The 18,021-nt window shown below is 71.1% G+C and carries 17 protein-coding genes; 7 read left to right on the forward strand and 10 right to left on the reverse strand.

Features of this window, described 5'->3' with window-relative positions:
* Positions 1-28 precede the first annotated feature (28 nt).
* Positions 29-682 carry a leucine efflux protein LeuE gene (gene leuE / locus IE278_RS06130; protein WP_189769546.1) on the reverse strand — a complete coding sequence of 218 codons (654 nt, stop codon included), beginning with the start codon at positions 680-682 and terminating at the stop codon, positions 29-31.
* Between the two features lie 128 nt (positions 683-810).
* On the opposite strand from leuE, the gene IE278_RS06135 reads away from it, so the two are divergent.
* Complete coding sequence (locus IE278_RS06135) at positions 811-1,659, forward strand: L,D-transpeptidase family protein (RefSeq protein ID WP_189769547.1); 849 nt, start codon at positions 811-813, stop codon at positions 1,657-1,659.
* Between the two features lie 247 nt (positions 1,660-1,906).
* Here the strand turns inward: IE278_RS06135 and IE278_RS06140 are convergent, their stop codons facing one another.
* The 5 genes from IE278_RS06140 to IE278_RS06160 form a co-directional block, all read right to left on the reverse strand.
* Complete coding sequence (locus IE278_RS06140; protein WP_189769548.1) at positions 1,907-3,172, reverse strand: hypothetical protein; 1,266 nt, start codon at positions 3,170-3,172, stop codon at positions 1,907-1,909.
* Positions 3,172-3,861 (reverse strand): RNA polymerase sigma factor, encoded by a 690-nt coding sequence (locus IE278_RS06145; protein WP_189769549.1) that lies wholly within the window; start codon positions 3,859-3,861, stop codon positions 3,172-3,174. The genes IE278_RS06140 and IE278_RS06145 overlap by 1 nt, the downstream gene beginning before the upstream one ends.
* A gap of 327 nt (positions 3,862-4,188) precedes the next feature.
* Positions 4,189-4,983: a hypothetical protein gene (locus IE278_RS06150; protein ID WP_189769550.1), complete on the reverse strand. Its 795-nt coding sequence runs from the start codon at positions 4,981-4,983 to the stop codon at positions 4,189-4,191.
* Between the two features lie 39 nt (positions 4,984-5,022).
* Positions 5,023-5,640, reverse strand: coding sequence for an RNA polymerase sigma factor (locus tag IE278_RS06155; protein ID WP_189769552.1), 618 nt, complete (start codon positions 5,638-5,640; stop codon positions 5,023-5,025).
* A 115-nt stretch (positions 5,641-5,755) separates the two neighbouring features.
* Complete coding sequence (locus IE278_RS06160) at positions 5,756-6,211, reverse strand: hypothetical protein (protein WP_246570070.1); 456 nt, start codon at positions 6,209-6,211, stop codon at positions 5,756-5,758.
* 430 nt (positions 6,212-6,641) lie between these two features.
* Here IE278_RS06160 and IE278_RS06165 point away from each other — a divergent pair, with 430 nt between their 5' ends.
* Positions 6,642-9,335, forward strand: coding sequence for an FG-GAP-like repeat-containing protein (locus tag IE278_RS06165; protein WP_308434877.1), 2,694 nt, complete (start codon positions 6,642-6,644; stop codon positions 9,333-9,335).
* Between the two features lie 145 nt (positions 9,336-9,480).
* Here the strand turns inward: IE278_RS06165 and IE278_RS06170 are convergent, their stop codons facing one another.
* The 4 genes from IE278_RS06170 to IE278_RS06185 form a co-directional block, all read right to left on the reverse strand.
* Entirely contained in the window at positions 9,481-10,071 is a 591-nt protein-coding gene (locus tag IE278_RS06170) for a hypothetical protein (protein WP_189769555.1), read from the reverse strand.
* 100 nt (positions 10,072-10,171) lie between these two features.
* Positions 10,172-10,687, reverse strand: coding sequence for a hypothetical protein (locus IE278_RS06175; protein WP_189769557.1), 516 nt, complete (start codon positions 10,685-10,687; stop codon positions 10,172-10,174).
* A 90-nt stretch (positions 10,688-10,777) separates the two neighbouring features.
* A complete protein-coding gene (locus IE278_RS06180) occupies positions 10,778-11,488 on the reverse strand; it encodes a DUF4328 domain-containing protein (protein ID WP_246570002.1) in 711 nt (236 codons plus the stop codon).
* Positions 11,489-11,798: 310 nt separating this feature from the next.
* The gene (locus IE278_RS06185; RefSeq protein ID WP_373311913.1) at positions 11,799-13,433 is read right to left on the reverse strand and encodes a beta-N-acetylhexosaminidase; all 1,635 of its coding nucleotides are present in this window, start codon (positions 13,431-13,433) and stop codon (positions 11,799-11,801) included.
* A 343-nt stretch (positions 13,434-13,776) separates the two neighbouring features.
* Here IE278_RS06185 and IE278_RS06190 point away from each other — a divergent pair, with 343 nt between their 5' ends.
* From IE278_RS06190 to IE278_RS06210, 5 genes are all read left to right on the forward strand, one after another.
* On the forward strand, positions 13,777-14,205 hold the full coding sequence (locus IE278_RS06190) for a 2-oxo-4-hydroxy-4-carboxy-5-ureidoimidazoline decarboxylase (RefSeq protein ID WP_246570004.1): 429 nt from the start codon (positions 13,777-13,779) through the stop codon (positions 14,203-14,205).
* A 318-nt stretch (positions 14,206-14,523) separates the two neighbouring features.
* Positions 14,524-14,904, forward strand: coding sequence for a succinate dehydrogenase, cytochrome b556 subunit (gene sdhC / locus IE278_RS06195; RefSeq protein WP_189769562.1), 381 nt, complete (start codon positions 14,524-14,526; stop codon positions 14,902-14,904).
* 8 nt (positions 14,905-14,912) lie between these two features.
* Positions 14,913-15,407 carry a succinate dehydrogenase hydrophobic membrane anchor subunit gene (locus IE278_RS06200; RefSeq protein WP_189769564.1) on the forward strand — a complete coding sequence of 165 codons (495 nt, stop codon included), beginning with the start codon at positions 14,913-14,915 and terminating at the stop codon, positions 15,405-15,407.
* 19 nt (positions 15,408-15,426) lie between these two features.
* Positions 15,427-17,181: a succinate dehydrogenase flavoprotein subunit gene (gene sdhA / locus IE278_RS06205; RefSeq protein ID WP_189769566.1), complete on the forward strand. Its 1,755-nt coding sequence runs from the start codon at positions 15,427-15,429 to the stop codon at positions 17,179-17,181.
* Positions 17,181-17,960: a succinate dehydrogenase iron-sulfur subunit gene (locus tag IE278_RS06210; protein WP_189769569.1), complete on the forward strand. Its 780-nt coding sequence runs from the start codon at positions 17,181-17,183 to the stop codon at positions 17,958-17,960. Before sdhA ends, IE278_RS06210 begins: the two co-directional genes overlap by 1 nt.
* The last annotated feature ends 61 nt before the right edge of the window (positions 17,961-18,021 follow it).

Genomic DNA, 18,021 nt, shown 5'->3' on the forward strand with positions numbered 1-18,021 from the left:
CTGCCCTGGACGGAACCCGGACGGGAACTCAGACGGAACTGGCGAGCGACAGCTTCACGGCGAAGCCCAGGAAGAGCGCGCCGGCGGCGGAGGTGGCCCCCGCGGAGAGCCGCCTGCGCCGCCGGAAGGCCGCCGCCAGCTTCGTCCCGCCGAATATCAGCGCGCTGAGGTAGAGGAAGCTCGCGATCTGGGCGAAGACGCCTAGCACGACGAACGAGAGGGCCGGATACGCGTAACCGGGATCGACGAACTGGACGAAAAAGGCCACGAAGAACAGGATCGCCTTCGGGTTGAACAGGCTGATGACGAGCGCCCGCCGGAAGGGTCGCTCCTCGACGGCGGGCACAGCGGCCTCCGCGGCCTCGTCCCGCTCCCGCCGCGTCCGCCACATCTGCCACGCGGCCCGCAGCATCCCGAACGCCAGCCAGGTCAGATACCCGGCGCCCGCGTACTTCACGATCCCGAACAGCAGGGCGTTGGCCTGCAGCAGGGACGCGACACCGGCCGCGGACAGCGTCATCAGCACGGCGTCACCGCACCAGACACCGGCGGAGGCCTGATACCCGGTCCTGATCCCCCGCCGCGCGGCGACGGACAGCACGTAGAGCGAGTTGGGCCCCGGCAACAGCACAATCAGTACGAGACCCACGAGATAGGTGGGGAGATCGGTTACGCCAAGCATGAGAGGCAGTGTCGCATCCGGGTAGGACACCGCACGATGGGGTTCCGCGGATGAGACAGCCGCTCGGAGGTCACCACGGCACATCGATGGCGATCGGTGACCGGATCGATGAGCGGCGGGGGGTTCAAATGCGTACATCAGGTGTGTGGAGATCAGTCGGAGCGGCGACGGCGCTGGCGGTGCTCGCCGTGGTGAGCGGGTGCACCATCCAGCCCGCGGGCCCGCCGGGCGCCTCACCGGCCGGTTCGCCGTCCACCGGTGCGCCGTCGTCCGCCGGTGCGTCGCCACCGGCCGGCCGTTCGCCGGGCGACGCCAAGCCGCCGGATTCCGCCGGGCAGCCCGCGCCGAAGGTCCTGTGGTCGCCGGGCGACCGGGGCGGCGGCGTACGGGAGTTGCAGGCCCGGCTGCGACAGGTGCTGTGGCTCTACGAGGGGCCGACGGGGACGTACGACGCCTCGACGGTCTACGCGGTCAAGGGTTTCCAGGGCAAGCGCGGCCTGCCGAGGACCGGTACCACGGACTCGGTGACCTGGCAGCGACTGCTGGGGATGACCGACGAGCCGGGCAAGTGGGACCTGTACGCGTCGGGCGGCCAGCCGGCCGCGAAGCCGGACCCGCGCTGTCTGACGGGCCGGGTGCTGTGCATCAGCAAGACCAGCCGCACCCTGCGCTGGATGATCGACGGCCGGACGGTCTCGACGATGGCGGTGCGCTTCGGCACGGAGTACACGCCCACCCGGGAAGGTGTCTTCAACGTCTACTTCAAGTCGCGCCATCATGTGTCGACGCTCTACGACTCACCCATGCCGTACGCGATGTTCTTCAGCGGCGGCCAGGCGGTCCACTACTCCGCGGACTTCGCGGGGACGGGCTACTACGGCGGCTCGCACGGCTGTGTGAACGTACGGGACGAGAGCAAGATCGCGACGGTGTTCTCGCAGGTGAGGGACGGCGACAAGGTCGTCGTCTACTGGTGACGGCCGTGCGGCGGAGAAGGTGTGCGGGCGCGGGCGGGACCGGGGGAACGTGTCCCGCCCGCGCCTTTTGTGCACTGAGCCGTGAGTACGGGGGGAACCCCGGCTCGTGCGCCAGCCGATGACCAGTCGGCTCGCTTAGTACTGCGTCGGGACGGCTGAAAACGTCACACCGGGCCAGCGCACGCGGGCGGACCGGGCGAAAACGCGGGCCGGAGACGGCGGTGCGGGTCGACGGCGGCGGTGCAGGTCAGAAGCTGCGGGCCGGTTCCGCGAGGGCGCTGATCCCCGGGGTCGGGGCCGCCGCGCCCTCGTCGCCCCGGAAGGTACCCGCGCCTACGTGCCCGCGGTCGTCACCGCCGCGGCCGCTCCCGCCACCAGCGCCACCGTTGTCACCACTGCCGCCGTTGCCGCCGTTGCCATCGCCGCCGCGGTCGTCGCCGTTGCCGCCCTTGCCGTTGTCGCCCTTGTCTCCGTTGCCGGCACCGGAGTGCCCGGAACCGGGGTCGCCCCAATCGTCGGAGTCACGGCGGTTCCAGTTCTTCAGGATGCCCCTGCAGTACTTCTGCACCTGCTCGGAGCCCCGGGCCGCGTCCTCCAGGGTGCGCCTGCGGCCGGCATCGAGGTCCTTGCCGTCACGGACGTCACGGCAGGCCGAGGCGATCCTGGCCCACCGCTGCCGTTGCCGGTTCTCAGGCCCGGTGTCGTCCGCGTCGGGCTGCGCGCCCGTACCCGTACCCTCGGGTGCCCCGCCGCTCGGTGCGGAACTCTCGCCGGTCGGTGCGCCGGAGCTGCCCTCGGGCCGCGGGTCGTCGCCGCCGCGACGGGTCGCCCCGGGGGACGGCGTGCGGAGCGGGCGGTCCGGAGTGACGGCGGCCGTCGCGGAGGCGCCCGGTTCCGGCTCGCCACCGCCGAAGGCCAGGACACCGGCGGTGGCGGCCACCGCGACCCCGCCGATCATCCCGGCGGCCAGCGCGGCGGCGAGGCCGTAGCGCACGGGGCGGCCCCACGGGGAGCGGGCGCGTTGGTCCGGGGTGAAGCGGCCCAGCCGGACGAGGCCCGCGTCCAGGGAAGCCCCCAGGGACGAGGAGGGCGCCGGGGAGGGGAAGGGCGCCGCGGAACGCGTACGGGAGGGGCCGGCGAGGGCCGACTCCTCGCTCCTGCCGGAACGCGCCGAGCGGAAGGCGGCCATCACGGCTTCCTCACCAGGGAGTTCGGCACCGCGGTCGGCATTGTGGTCGACATCGAGGTGGGCACTGAGGTCGGCATCGCGGTCGGAGCCGCGTTCACCACCGGTCGGCGCGGACTCGGCTCCCGACGCGCCCGTGGCGCCCGGCCTGCCCAGCGCACCCAGTTCGTCGAGTGCCTCGGCGAGGCGGTCGGCCTGGGCGCGGATGTCGGCGTCGACGGCTTCGAGCGGTTCTCCGCGCAGCAGCCGTTCCGCCGCGTCGCGGTCCAGCCACCGGCCGGAGGGCCTGGGATCGTCCCCCGGGAAGACACAGCGCTCGTCGGCCATCACATGTCCTTCTGCGTACGCGAAGGCGTATGCGTCACACCGGCCGACGTCACCGCACGGGTACGGGACTCCGTGTGCGGGGGTCTCTGCTGGGGTACCGAGCTGAGGGAGCCCACCGATTCCGGAGCAGCCGCCTCCGGGTCCGCGCCGAGCAGTTCCGCGAGGCGTTTCAGTCCGCGGTGCGCCGCCGTGCGGACGGCGCCGGGCCGTTTGCCGAGGGTGTCCGCGGCGGTCTTGGCGTCGAGGCCGACGACGACACGCAGCACGACGGCTTCCGCCTGGTCCTGCGGGAGCTGGGCGATGAGGGAGAGGGTGCGGCCCGTGGCGAGCGCCTCGATGGCCTCACCCGCGGTGTCGGACTCGGCCGCCCTGCCGGTCAGCTCGTTCTCGTCGCCGCCTATCGCGGGGCGCCGGCCGCGCATCCGTATGTGGTCGAGCGCGCGGTTGCGGGCTATCCGGGCCGCCCAGCCGCGGAAGCGGTCGGCGTCCCCGCTGAACCGTTCCAGGTCCCGGGCGATCTGCAGCCAGGCCTCGGACGTCACGTCCTCGGCGTCCGGGTCACCGACCAGCGTCCGCACATACCCCAGGAGCCGTGGATGCACGGCTCGGTACACAGTCCGGAACGCGGTCTCGTCCCCGTACTGTGCGGCAAGCACCGCGGCGGTCAGCTCCGCGTCGTCCCCCAGCACCGCGCCCCTTATTGCGCCCAGCCGGTACCGCTGTCGCGGACCGGGTTCTCTCCGTCGTGGTCTCTCGGTTGATGGTTGCGGTCCTGCCCCGCATCCGGCGCGAAATGCACGTTACGGCTTGAAACCGGGGCGCGTCCATGTCCGTAGAACTTGCAACTAACTCGTTGCGGCGTGGGGTGTGACACAAAACGCACCGTCGGCGCTGAGGAGAGTACGGGCCGCCGCGCGGCCCGTGCCGCGCGACGGCCGGGGCCTCTCCTGTGGGGGGTGGCGGCCCCGGCCGTTGCCATCGGCGGAGCCGGCGCTCCGCACCCTCAACCGCTCTCGCTACTTCGCGCTCTTCGTGTTCTTGGCGCTCTTCGCGCTCTTCGCGCTCTTCTCAGCCTTCGGGCTCCGCGTGACACCGTTGCCCGGCGTCTTCGACGGCTTGGCCGATTCACGCGCCTCAGCCTTCTCGGCCTTCTCCGCCTTCTCGGCTTCCTTGGCGCTCTTGCCGTCCTTGCCGCTCTTGCTGTTCTTCTTTTCCTTCGCCTCGGTCGACTGCGCCGCGCAGTACGCCGCCACCTCGTCCTCGCCGCCCGCGGCCCGGACCAGCCGCTGCCAGGCGGTCGAGTCGAGCGCCTTGCCCCGCTTCTTGACGGAGTCGTACGCGCGGCAGTGGGCCGCGGTGTCCTGAGCGGTCCAGGGCCGGTCGGCCGAACCGGACCCGGCCGCACCGGATGTACCGGACGCACCGGCCGCACCGGGTGTGCCGACACCGGCCGGGGCGCCGGGGTCGGCCGCGGAACTGCTCGACGGCAGCCGGTCCCCGTCCCGCTCACCCCCGTCGTCCCGCCCGCCCACGCCCGAGCCGATGGCCGCGACCGCCACCCCGCCGAGCGTCACGCTCGCCGCCAGCGCGACCAGCGTCGTCCGCAGCGACCAGCCGCGCCGCTCGCCCGCTGGCCGCCAGTCGTCCCGGCGCCGGGTACGGACCGCGCCGTGCGCCCCCTCGTCCCGGGCGTCCCGGAACGCGGCGAGGGCCCGCTTCTCGGCGTCGGCGTCCACTTCCTCGCCCCGTACGGCGGCGGCGAGCAGGGCACCGAGGTCCGGGCGGGTGCTGTCGCCCTCTCGTTCACCCATGTCCGCATCCACTTCCGCCGCCGGAGGACTGTCTGCCGTTCATCCCGACTCCCCCAGCGTCCGGGGCCCGTCTTCCGTCACACCCTCGGTGTCGAGGCGCAGCGCCAGCCGCTTCAGACCCCGGTAGGCGGCGGTGCGTACCGCGCCGGGGCGTTTGCCCAGGACCCGTCCGGCCGCCGGACCGTCGAGACCGACGACGACCCGCAGCAGGACGGCCTCGGCCTGGTCGCGCGGCAGGGTCGAGAGGAGTTCGAGGGCGTACTGCGTACCCAGGGACTCCAGGGCCTGGTCGTCCGTGCTCTGGGCCGAGGGCAGGTCGAACATGTCCTGTTCGAGCTCGGACGCCCGCGGCCGTACCTTCTGCCGCCGCAAGTGATCGAGCGCCCGGTGCCTGGCGATGGTCGCGGTCCAGCCGCGGAACCCCGCCCCGTCCCCGCGGAACCGGCCCAGGTCACGGGCGATCTCCAGCCACGCGTCCGAGGCCACGTCCTCCGCCTCGGCGCCGACCAGGCCCCGCAGATACCCGAGCAGTCCTGGCTGCACGATCCGGTACGCGACCGCGAAGGCGTCCTCGTCCCCCTGCTGCGCCCGCGCGACGGCCACGCCCAGCTCCCCGTCGGACGACCGCACGCGGCGGGACTCCCCTCCCTGGCCCAACACTGCCTCGTTCGCACCGGGTTCGGACTTCCTGTACCGCACCCGCACGACGCGGCGCGGACCGATGCGATCACACACACCCTCAAGGTCATCTGCGCCGGACGGCGCGGAAATGTCACAGCCCGTCAGTTTCAGCCCCTCGGTCACGGTCCGCCGCCGCCCACCCCGACTTCCCTGCCGGGCCCGGCAGTCCGGCCCGCGCCCGCCCGTGCAACTGCAGATAGAACGTGCGCAGGGACTCCCGCTCCCCCGCCTCGAACCGCTTGACGACCTTGCCCAGCGGATTCCACACCCGCCCGTCCGGCATCCGTACGCCCACCGGCTGGCCGAACAACTCCCGCTGCCCCGGGTCGAACTCGACCCACGCCGCACCGGCCCGCCGCACCAGCACCTCGCCCGCGTACACCCCGAGCCCGAACAGCACCCGCCCCACGGCCGCGTGGTCCCGGCCGCTCCTGCGCAGCCCGTCGACGATGAAGTCGACGACGCGCAGGCTCGCGACGGAGTAGTCCAGCGGCAGTCGGTTGCGGGCCGTGACGTCCCGTACGAACCGTGCCGCGTGCTGCCGCATCCGCAGGTCGGCCGAGAGCCTGCGGGCCGCGCGCGGTGGCTCTCCCGACTCCGTACTCGTCCCCACCACGCCTGCGCCCCCTCACTCGGCCACGTCCGGACCGCGAGAGCCACGGCCGGTCCGCAACACCAAGCGGACGGGGTGACCCGAACATCACACGTCCCCATGGTGACAAAGGTCACGCGGCAATTCATCGGAATCCGTACAACCTTCCATCCCTCCCAGCTATCTCACCCGCTTCGGAGTGACGCACCGCACAGCCCTGTTGGGTGATGTTTGGTCCGGTGTCGGCGCTGAATTAAGAAGCCACCTGTGTGACAGGTGGGTTTTTTGTGCTGCTTTTCTAGGGGTGGGGTATTTGAGTCGCCGGACGAGTCATGCGTACAAACCGCTGAGTCTGAAGCGGAGAGCGTGGCTGACGACAGGGGCCGTGGTGCTGGCCGGGGCGGGCGCCGTGACGTACGCCGTGGCGAACCCGGGTGACGACCCGTCGGTGGACGCCTCGCGCGGCAAGCGGCCCGTGAAGGTGCACGAGCTGACGATGAGCAGCGAGGGCACGGGCCGCCGCGAGGTGGAGCGGACGAGCACCGCCCAGTTCTCGCTGCTCGGCATCTCCTGGACCGGCGCGAAGACCGAACTCGACGGCACCGCCCAGGTACGGACCCGCGACCTCGGTTCGGGCGAGTGGACCGGCTGGCAGAACCTGGACCTGGAACTCCACCCGGTCGACAAGGCGGAGCCGGGCGCCAAGGACGCGCGCGGCGCGTCCGATCCGCTCTGGGTCGGCCCGAGCGACGGCGTCGAGGCGCGGGTGGTGGCGGCCGACGGAGCCACCAGTTCCGGGCTGCCCAAGGGACTTGAGCTGAGCCTCGTGGATCCCGGTGTGACCTCCGCCGAGGCGAAGAACGAGGCGCTGGGCACGACCACGGGTCTCTCCCTGGACAGCGCCGCCTTCGCCGCCGAGGATCCGACCGGCTCCCCGGCCCCGGCCGACACCGCCCCGGGCTCCGCGTCCCCGGCGGATCCCACCGGCACGGAACCCACGGGTACGGCCGACACGACGAGCGCTCCGGCGTCACCCGCCGAGAGCGTCACGGAAAGCGCGTCGGAGAGCGCCACGGCCTCCCCGACGCCCGACCCGGTCCCGTCACCGCCGCCGTCCACGGTGACGCAGCCGCACATCGTCCCCCGCGCCCAGTGGGGTGCCGCCGAGTCGACGGTCAAGGACGCGCCGGAGTACATCGACAAGGTCAGCGCGGTCTTCGTCCACCACACGGTCGGTACGAACGACTACAGCTGCGCCGAGTCCCCGGCGCTGGTGCGCGGCATCATGGCGTACCACGTGCAGACCGAGCTGTGGAACGACATCGGCTACAACTTCCTGGTCGACAAGTGCGGCCGGATCTTCGAGGGCCGCGCGGGCGGCATCGACCTGCCGGTGCGCGGCGCCCACACGTACGGCTTCAACGGCGACTCGGCAGGCATCGCCGTCCTCGGTGACTTCGAGGGCGCCGCCGCCACCTCCACCACCGCGGCGAAGGCCGCGGGCAAGCCGACCCGGGCCGCCCTGGAGTCCGTGGCGCGCGTCGCCGCGTGGAAGCTCGGCCAGTACGGCGGCAACCCGAGCGGCCAGGTCACGCTGACCGCCGCCGCCGACACGGAGGTGTGGAAGGCGGGCGAGCAGGCCACGCTGAACACCATCTCCGGCCACCGCGACGGCTTCGCCACCGAGTGCCCCGGCAAGAACCTCTACTCGAAGCTGAGCGAGATCCGCCGGTACGCGTCCAGCCCGGGTAAGAACTCCGCGGTCCCGACGGCCGACTTCAACGGTGACGGCATCAGCGATCTCATCGCCGCCACGCCGAAGCAGGGCAGCGGCTGGCTCACCCTCGTGCCGGGCGGTCTCAACGGCCCCGTGTCGGCCTCGAAGGTGAAGCTCAACCAGGGCACCGCCGAGGTGCCGGGCGCCGCCGAGTCGGGCGACCAGTGGGGCACGGCCACCGCCTGGGGCGACATCAACGCCGACGGCTACGCGGACATCGCGATCGGCGCTCCCGGTGAGGACGACACGACCGGCCACGCGGACCGCGGCGCCGTAACGATCCTGTACGGGCCCAAGTTCGACTCCGGCGCGGACACCATGGCGCTGGGCGACGACTACGAGCCGGTCTCCGCGCGGTTCGGCGCGACCGTCGCGGTCGGCGACTTCAACGCCGACGGCAAGGCGGACGTCTTCACCGCGGCCACCGGTACGGGCGGCAACTGGGCGGCCCGCTTCGACGACGGCCACGAGGTCGCCGGCGACCTCACCACCGCCTCCGGCGCCCTCGGGTACGCGGACGCCGCGACCGGCGACTTCAACCGGGACGGCTACGCGGACGTGGCGCTCAACTACCGCGACGCGTCCGGCGTCGGCAAGGTCACCTGGTTCAAGGGGTCCAAGTCGCTGGGCCTGTCGAAGGTGTCCACGCTCTCCGTCAAGGGCGGGCGCTCGCTCGCCGCGGGCGACGTGAACGGCAACGGCTACGACGACATCGTCATCGGCCAGCCGTACGCCTCCGAGTCCGGCGCGATCTCCGGCGGCCAGGTCACCATGGTCCCGGGCACGTCGACCGGGTTCACCACCACCGGGCTGACGAAGATCACCCAGAGCACGACGGGTGTCGAGGGCGCCAACGAGTCCGGTGACGCGATGGGCACCTCGGTCTCCGTGGGCGACTTCAACGCCGACGGCTTCGCGGACGTCCTCACGGGCGCCCCGAACGAGGACATCACCCGCAGCGGCGCCAACAAGGCCAACGCGGGCGCGGTCTGGCTCCTCAAGGGCGCCTCGACCGGCCTCACCGGCACCGGTTCGCTGTCCTACTCCCAGGACACGACGGGGATCGCCGGGTCCACGGAGAAGGACGACAAGCTGGGTTCGTCCGTCTCGCTGACGGACTTCTCCGGCCAGGGCCGCGCGCACCTGCTCATCGGCGCGGAGGGCGAGGACGCGTACAACGGCACGCTGCTGTACCTGCCGAGCACGGCCTCGGGTGTCTCCGTCGCCAAGTCGGCGTACTACGGCGTCACGCAGCTGGGCACGGCGACGGCCGCGCGACTGGGCCAGGTCCTGACCCCGTAGACACGCGCACCACGCACCACGGACAGCAGGCCGGGACCCTGTACGGAACAGGGTCCCGGCCTGCTGTGTGCACGGGCTCGCATGTACCGGCTCGCACGTACGGACTCTCGCGTACGGGCACGCCTGTACGGGTTCGTGCGGGCGCTCAGGCGCGTCCGCGGGCCCGGCGGGAGACCACGGCGCGCAGGACGCGCCGGCCCTCGGTGGTGAGCTCACGCGCCTGGCGCAGACCCGCGGGGCCGTGCGCCGCGACCAGTTCAAGGACGCTGATCTGGCGGCGCAGTTCGGCGGCGACGAGCGGCGACATGTCCTGCGTACGGCCCTCGCGCCGGTCCGCCACCGAGGACGCGCCGTCGGACTCGGCGCGCGCCGTGGCGTCGAGGAGGCCGTGGATCTGGAGCGCGGCGACCGAGCAGACGTCGGCCCACTTGCGCAGGTTCGCGGCGGTCCGCTCCGCCGGGGCCGCGCCGAGCATGCGGTGCGTCAGCACGACGGCCTCGCCCTCGGCCGACCCGGTACCCGCCGGGCCGTCCACCACGTAGAGCTTGGCGCGTACCTGCTCGACGCACTCGCCCCAGTCCCGGAACCCCTCCTCGGACTCGGCGAGGCTCGCCCACAGAGGGCGCAGGATCTCGTCGTCGCCGCCCAACAGGGGCACGCACCTGTCCAGGCACGCCAGACCGCCGGCCGCGAGACCCAGCTCGTCGGCCTGAGCGATCAGTTCCACCAGGCTCATCACGCCTCCCTCGGGGGGGGCCGCCGCCGGTCGCGGAGCCCGCACTTCCCCTTACTGCGTGCACCGTGGCCGGAACGTCACAGTGCGAAGTGGCCGAAATCTACATGGGGATGACGCCCAGGCGGTCCAGGAACCGGAAGAACAGCATCTCGGCCGAGGGGTTGGCGTCGGAACTGAGCACGTCGAGCAGCCGTTCCTCCGACGCGTCGCGGCCCGATTCGGCGGCCCAGGCGAGCGCCCGCACGACGGCGTCACGCGGTTCGAGGAAGAAGTCGTCGACGGCCAGCCCGTCCTCGTTCCCGCCCAGATATCCGGCCATCGCGTCCCTGGCCAGGCAGGTCGTCCAGGCCCCGCTGTCGGGCGCGGCCGCCTCGACGACCACGCAGTCGCTGTCCATGACGTATCCGAAGAGCGCGGGCGCGCCCGTCTCCTCCGCCAGGGCGTTCATGTTCCCCACGTCCGAGGCGCCGCCGTCGGGAGCGTTCGGGTACTCCCAGACCTGCCAGCCGTCGTCCGCCGTCTCGTGCAGCGTCATGCCCGCCGCACCCGACAACGCGCCCAGCTCCGCGAGCGGGCGCTCGCTTCTGCCGACGACGAAATACCCCCAGTAGCCCATGCCGCTCCCCCCGGTGTGTCGGTCCGGCCAGCGCCGAATACACCACACGGGCACAGTAGTTCGCCACCGGAACACGCAAGGCGCCAGAAACTACACAGCTACGGTCAAGGCGCCGCCACGGGCCTTCTCGTCCTGCATACGCGTGAGGCGCAGGATCACGAGGACGGCGAGCACACCGGCGACCAGATGGGCCACGTCCGAGAGGATCACCGCCCCGAAGGCGTCCCGGACGTCCCCCGGCGTCTCGGCGCGGCGGTACGCGGTGGCCCCGTACCGGTCGGTGAACAACGCGAGCAACCAGAACGCCCACCAGCCGTTCACCAGACCGTGGGACGCCCGCCCCGCCGGGACGCTGGCGTCCCAGACGTCCTCCATGATCCGGCGCGGGAACCACAGGTTGACGATCGGCACGAACCAGCTCCCGCAGGTCCAGCCGCGCTTCATCCGGTGCCCGAACGGGTCGAACACCTCGGCGTTGACGCGTACCCGCTGGAACCAGACCAGGAACAGGACGATGGCCACGACGAACGCGACCGTCTGCACGACCCCGGTCGCGGTGTAGATCGTGTCCGCACGGTCGACCTCCGTCACGGGCACGGCGCCGAACCCGTCGCCCACCAGCCGGTCCGCGACGTCGTAGGACACATAGCCGGACCAGACCGCGAAGAGGTCGGTGGCGGCGGCCACCCCGACCGCCACGGCGGCGGCCTTCCCGAGCCCGACGGGCGAGCGCAGCCAGGCGGGCCCGTGCGGCAGCTGCATGGGCGCCCCGCCGTACTCCCCCGTCTGCACGGGCTGCACGGGCGGAGCGGCCTGTACGGGCGGAGCGGGCTGTACGGGCTGAACGCCTGCGGCGGCGCAGTTCTCACAAAGGGGGCCGCCCGGTCTCGCGGCGTTCTGACGGCAGTGGGCACAGAGCATGGGTGAGCGGTCCCCCGAGGGTGCGTGAACGAGGAGTGCCGGAAGGGCACTCGGACGAAGAGGCCGGGCGCGCCCTCTCCCCAGAGGCCTCGCGCGGCTCCCGGAAGATACGTTTCGCGCGCCCCGCCCGTCCACTCGGATTCGCCGGGGCCATGCCCTCCGACCTGGCCGGGCACGGCACCCGCGGCCCTCAGTCCAGCTTTCCCGCCAGCGCCTTGAAGTCGGCCCACGAGGCAGTGGGGGTCCGCGGGTCCCACAGCTTCTGCGTCAGCGCCCGCAGCGGCATCCGGATCCCCGCCGCCACCTGGGCCTGCGTCTGGGAGCCCGACAGGTCGCACCAGACGGCGAAGGACGCGCCGAGGATCTGGTCGTCGTACTCCTTGGACACCGGCTTCGTCCCGCGTACGACGAGGGGCGTCCACTGCTCGTAGATGCGCTGCCCGGTCGGGTAGACGAAGGTGTTGGGCTGCCCGAGGACGTAGTACAGGTACTCGTCGTTGTAGTTCAGCATCTCGCGCCCGGACCGCAGGTACTCTGTCGGCTGCCGCGCGCCGATCTCCTTGCCGGTCCAGTACGCGACCTGGAGGTCCTCGTCGGCCTGGACGGTGCCCCCGGCGAAGATCCCGTCGTTCCAGGCGCGCATGGTCCGGTCGTGGCCGCGCATGGTGTCGGCCCGGTCGTTGAGCCACCCGGTCGCCAGGTCGGCGATCCCGGCGCCGGATCCGTACGCCTTCGTCGCGGCGGCGGCCAGCTGCGGGTACGAGGCCGCCGGGTCCGACACCGTCAGCGCCTGGTACTCGTCGGCGCCGAGGTGCCAGTACGGGCCGGGGAACAGGTCGGCGTACTCGTTCAGCAGCTCGTCGACGATCTTCCCCGCGGCCGGCTTGGAGATGTCCATCGCCCCCTTCGAGGCGACCCCCGCGGTGTTGCGGAGCTGGAGGTCCGGGTGCGCGGCGATCACCGCGCCGAGGTGTCCGGGCGAGTCGATCTCGGGCACGACGGCGATGTGCCGGCTCTTCGCGAGGGCGAGGATGCGCCGCACCTCGGCCTTGGTCAGATGTTCCTTCGAGACGACCTCGGGATGCGAGTCGGAGGCTATCCGGAAGCCCTGGTCGTCGGAGAAGTGCAGCCCGAGCTGGTTGTACTTCAGGTCGCCCAGCTCACGTATCCGGTCCTCGATCCAGGCCGCGGTGAAATGCTTGCGCGCGATGTCCAGCATGAACCCGCGCTGCGGCTTGGCCGGCGAGTCGCGTACGACGCCCTCGGGCGCCGTGGCGTTCCCCTGGACCTCCTGCTTGAGCGTGCGGGTGCCGTAGAAGACGCCCGCCTCCTCCGTACCGCTGATCCGCACCCGCCCGTCCGCCACCCGCAGCGTGTACGACTCGGCGTTCGCGTCCTCGTCCGTGAGGTTCAGCCCGACGTCCCCGGCACGGGCCTCTTCCTCGCCCGCGTAGGTCAGCCCCAGCTCCTCGGCGAGGAGCCGCCCCTCGTCGGCGAGCGCGGTGTCGCCCACGACCACGCGCCCGCCCTTCGCGGGCCGCCAGCCGGGTCCGCGGGCGGGGGTGTGCTCGCGGACGGCCGGTATCGTCCGGGGCGTCCGCGACATCGGATACGTCCGACTGGGTGACGGGGACGGGGAGGCCGCCGGCGCCAGGGCGCTCCTCTCCCCGGTGGGCCGCCGGGTCGAGGGCGTGCCCGAGTCGCCGCTCGGCCAGAGCCCGACGGTCAGCGCCGCGCCCGCCACGACCGCCACGACGCCCGCGCCGACCAGCAGGGGCTTCCTGTGGACCGATGCCGTCCCTTTGCGCCTACGCCCGTTCGCCACAGACCACTCACTCTCCCGCGCTCTCCCGAAACCGTCCCCGTGCTGTCCCCGTAGGCTGTACCTCCGTTGTGAACCTAAGCCCCGGCGTCCGGTGCCGCTGTCCACCGTCTGTCCTGAAACTCTCCCTTACGGGTGAAGTTCGGGCATCTCTCGGACAGCTACCGCCAAGCCTCGATAGCGTGAAACCACACCTCTCACTTGACCCCCTCGCCTCCCTTGCTCCTCCTGATTCCCTGAGGAACCCACGCTGCCCGCGCACCGTCCTTCCCGTCTCCCCGGCCAGGCCGTCGCCACACCGGAGTCGCCCGGGCACCGCCCCACCGGCCTGGCCCGGTTCAACGCCATGCCCGCGGACGAGGCCGAGCGCACGCTCCTGGCCTGCTGCGGCAGCTCCCACTGGGCCCGCCGTATCGCGGCGCACCGCCCCTATCCCGACCTGGACGCCCTGCTGGCCGCGTCCGACGAGGCGGCGTACGACCTGACGCCGGCCGATGTCACCGAGGCCCTGGCCTGCGAATCCCTCACGCTCCTCCCGGAGGGCGCGTACTCCGCGGCGCACACGGCCCTGAGCGCCGCCCACGCGGCGTACGAGAGCCGTTTCGGCCATGTCTTCGTCATCTGCCTGGACGACACGCCCGCGGAGGAGTCCCCCGACCTGGTCCTGACCGAGATCAGCGCCCGCCTGTCCAACGACCCGGACAAGGAACTGACCCTCGCGGCAGAAGAACTACGCCGCCTGACCAGAGGCCGCCTGACGAGATCGCCCCTTTAGGGGCGCGGGGAACGGCGCAGTCTCTGGCTTTCCGCCTCTAGGGGCGCGGGGAACGGCGCAATCTTTTGCCGTTGAGGGGCGCGGGGAACGGCGCAGTCTTCGGCTTCTGGGGGCGCGGGGAACGGCGCGTACAGACAACGCATCCGGAATAGCCCATACGTACCTCTTTGCCTGCCAGTTCGATCACATCGGTAGGCCCGCCGTAAACGTTCCGACAACACGTCGCTACGATGGCCAGGGCCGGTGGACCGTACCCGGCCGGGCCAGGTCGACATCGAAGCCGGCAGGCCCCAATCCCCGCTCCCGGAGGGTTCTTCCGTGCCGGCTGGAACGCTGTACCGCGGCCGGGAAGGAATGTGGTCCTGGGTGGCTCATCGAGTCACCGGCGTCCTCATCTTCTTCTTCCTGTTCGTACACGTGCTGGACACCGCTCTTGTCCGTGTCTCTCCCCAGGACTACGACAAGGTCGTAGCCACCTACAAGACGCCGATCGTCGCGCTGCTGGAGTACGGCCTCGTCGCCGCAATCCTCTTCCACGCGCTCAACGGCCTGCGGGTGATCGCCGTCGACTTCTGGTCGAAGGGCCCGCGCTACCAGAAGCAGATGCTCTGGACCGTTGTCGGCATCTGGGTCGTGCTGATGATCGGGGCCATGTACCCCGTCCTCGGCCACGCCGCTCGTGAAGTCTTCGGGAGCTGACGCGCAAGATGTCGAACAACACAGGCACCACCGAGAAGACCGCGTCCGGTATCGGCCCCGTCGAGGGCGCGTCCCTCTACGATGTCGACAACCCGGCGCCCCTCATCGAAGCCCCGCGCAAGCGGACCAGGAAGACCCCGAAGTCCACCCGCGGCAACTTCGAGATGTACGGCTGGCTGTTCATGCGGCTGTCCGGCGTCGTCCTCGTCGTCCTGGTCCTCGGCCACCTGCTCATCCAGCTCGTCCTCGACGGCGGCGTCTCCAAGATCGGCTTCGCCTTCGTGGCGGGCCGCTGGGCCTCCCCGTTCTGGCAGGTCTGGGATCTGTTGATGCTCTGGCTGGCGATGCTGCACGGCGCCAACGGCCTGCGTACGGTCATCAACGACTACGCGGAGCGCGCGGACACCCGGCTGTGGCTCAAGGGCCTGCTCTACACCGCCACGGTGTTCACCATCCTGCTGGGCACGCTGGTGATCTTCACCTTCGACCCGAACATCCGCTAGGCACGGGGCTGCGAGAATCATGAAGATCCACAAGTACGACACCGTCATCGTCGGCGCCGGCGGCGCCGGAATGCGCGCGGCCATCGAGTCGACGAAGCGCAGCCGGACCGCCGTGCTGACGAAGCTCTACCCCACCCGCTCCCACACGGGCGCCGCGCAGGGCGGTATGGCCGCCGCGCTGGCGAACGTGGAGGAGGACAACTGGGAGTGGCACACCTTCGACACGATCAAGGGCGGCGACTACCTGGTCGACCAGGACGCCGCCGAGATCCTGGCGAAGGAGGCCATCGACGCGGTCCTCGACCTGGAGAAGATGGGCCTGCCGTTCAACCGGACCCCGGACGGCACCATCGACCAGCGCCGCTTCGGCGGTCACTCCCGCAACCACGGCGAGGCCCCGGTGCGCCGGTCCTGCTACGCGGCGGACCGCACCGGCCACATGATCCTCCAGACGCTCTACCAGAACTGCGTCAAGGAGGGTGTGGAGTTCTTCAACGAGTTCTACGTCCTCGACCAGCTCCTCGTGGAGGTCGACGGCGTCAAGAAGTCGGCCGGCGTCGTCGCCTACGAACTGGCGACCGGTGAGATCCACGTCTTCCAGGCGAAGGCCGTGATCTACGCGTCCGGCGGCACCGGCAAGTTCTTCAAGGTGACGTCCAACGCGCACACCCTGACCGGTGACGGCCAGGCGGCGGTCTACCGTCGCGGGCTTCCGCTGGAGGACATGGAGTTCTTCCAGTTCCACCCGACCGGCATCTGGCGCATGGGCATCCTGCTGACGGAGGGCGCCCGCGGTGAGGGCGGCATCCTCCGCAACAAGGACGGCGAGCGCTTCATGGAGAAGTACGCGCCGGTCATGAAGGACCTCGCGTCCCGTGACGTCGTGTCCCGCTCCATCTACACGGAGATCCGTGAGGGCCGCGGCTGCGGTCCCGAGGGCGACCACGTCTACCTCGACCTCACGCACCTCCCGCCGGAGCAGCTGGACGCCAAGCTGCCCGACATCACGGAGTTCGCGCGTACGTACCTCGGCATCGAGCCGTACACGGACCCGATCCCGATCCAGCCCACCGCGCACTACGCCATGGGCGGCATCCCGACGAACGTCGAGGGTGAGGTCCTGGCGGACAACACCACCGTCGTCCCGGGCCTGTACGCGGCCGGCGAGGTCGCGTGCGTCTCCGTGCACGGGGCGAACCGCCTCGGCACGAACTCGCTGCTCGACATCAACGTGTTCGGGCGTCGTGCGGGCATCGCGGCGGCGGAGTACTCGGCCACCGTCGGGCACGTCGAGCTGCCCGAGGACCCGGCCTCGCTGGTCGTCACGCAGATCGAGCGGCTGCGGTCGTCCACGGGCACCGAGCGCGTGGCGGACATCCGCCGCGAGCTGCAGGAGTGCATGGACGCCAACGTCATGGTGTTCCGCACCGAGCAGACGATCAAGACGGCCGTCGAGAAGATCGCCGAGCTGCGCGAGCGCTACCTGAACGTGTCCGTCCAGGACAAGGGCAAGCGGTTCAACACCGACCTCCTGGAGGCCGTCGAGCTGGGCAACCTGCTCGACCTCGCCGAGGTCATGGCCGTGTCCGCGCTCGCCCGCAAGGAGTCCCGCGGCGGTCACTACCGCGAGGACTACCCCAACCGCGACGACGTCAACTTCATGCGCCACACCATGGCGTACCGCGAGGTCGGCGACGACGGCACCGAGTCGATCCGTCTCGACTACAAGCCGGTCGTGCAGACCCGCTACCAGCCGATGGAGCGTAAGTACTGATGGCAACCCCCACCCTGGACAAGGCCGACGCGGCCGGCACGCCCGAGCCCGGCTTCGCCGACTCCCCGTACATCACGGCCACGTTCCGCATCCGCCGCTTCAACCCCGAGAACTCGGCGGAAGCGGTCTGGGAAGACTTCCAGCTGGAGATCGACCCCAAGGAGCGTGTCCTCGACGCGCTGCACAAGATCAAGTGGGACCTGGACGGTTCGCTGACCTTCCGCCGGTCCTGCGCGCACGGCATCTGCGGCTCGGACGCCATGCGGATCAACGGCAAGAACCGTCTCGCCTGCAAGACCCTGATCAAGGACATCAACCCGGCCAAGCCCATCACGGTCGAGCCCATCAAGGGCCTCACCGTGCTGAAGGACCTGGTCGTGGACATGGAGCCCTTCTTCCAGGCGTACCGCGACGTGATGCCGTTCCTCGTCACGAAGGAGACGAACGAGCCGACGCGCGAGCGTCTGCAGACGGCGGAGGACCGGGAGCGCTTCGACGACACGACGAAGTGCATCCTCTGCGCCGCGTGCACGTCCTCGTGCCCGGTGTTCTGGAACGACGGCCAGTACTTCGGCCCGGCCGCCATCGTGAACGCCCACCGCTTCATCTTCGACTCGCGTGACGACGCCGGAGAGCAGCGCCTGGAGATCCTCAACGACAAGGACGGCGTGTGGCGTTGCCGCACGACGTTCAACTGCACGGACGCCTGCCCGCGCGGTATCGAGGTCACCAAGGCGATCCAGGAAGTGAAGAGGGCGCTGATCACGCGCCGCTTCTGAGTCTGCGGTACGCAAGCTGAGAGGGGCCCCACTCCCGCCGGAGTGGGGCCCCTCCTCATGT

This window comes from Streptomyces tauricus, assembly GCF_014650955.1.
Lineage (GTDB): Bacteria > Actinomycetota > Actinomycetes > Streptomycetales > Streptomycetaceae > Streptomyces > Streptomyces tauricus.

Bases quoted from the DNA above. Each gene is read 5' to 3' on its own strand.
- leuE (WP_189769546.1), bottom strand. From the start codon at position 682: ATGCTTGGCGTAACCGATCTCCCCACCTATCTCGTGGGTCTCGTACTG.
- IE278_RS06135 (WP_189769547.1), top strand. From the start codon at position 811: ATGCGTACATCAGGTGTGTGGAGATCAGTCGGAGCGGCGACGGCGCTG.
- IE278_RS06140 (WP_189769548.1), bottom strand. From the start codon at position 3,172: ATGGCCGACGAGCGCTGTGTCTTCCCGGGGGACGATCCCAGGCCCTCC.
- IE278_RS06150 (WP_189769550.1), bottom strand. From the start codon at position 4,983: ATGGGTGAACGAGAGGGCGACAGCACCCGCCCGGACCTCGGTGCCCTG.
- IE278_RS06160 (WP_246570070.1), bottom strand. From the start codon at position 6,211: ATGCGGCAGCACGCGGCACGGTTCGTACGGGACGTCACGGCCCGCAAC.
- IE278_RS06170 (WP_189769555.1), bottom strand. From the start codon at position 10,071: ATGAGCCTGGTGGAACTGATCGCTCAGGCCGACGAGCTGGGTCTCGCG.
- IE278_RS06175 (WP_189769557.1), bottom strand. From the start codon at position 10,687: ATGGGCTACTGGGGGTATTTCGTCGTCGGCAGAAGCGAGCGCCCGCTC.
- IE278_RS06190 (WP_246570004.1), top strand. From the start codon at position 13,777: ATGCCCGCGGACGAGGCCGAGCGCACGCTCCTGGCCTGCTGCGGCAGC.
- IE278_RS06200 (WP_189769564.1), top strand. From the start codon at position 14,913: ATGTCGAACAACACAGGCACCACCGAGAAGACCGCGTCCGGTATCGGC.
- sdhA (WP_189769566.1), top strand. From the start codon at position 15,427: ATGAAGATCCACAAGTACGACACCGTCATCGTCGGCGCCGGCGGCGCC.
- IE278_RS06210 (WP_189769569.1), top strand. From the start codon at position 17,181: ATGGCAACCCCCACCCTGGACAAGGCCGACGCGGCCGGCACGCCCGAG.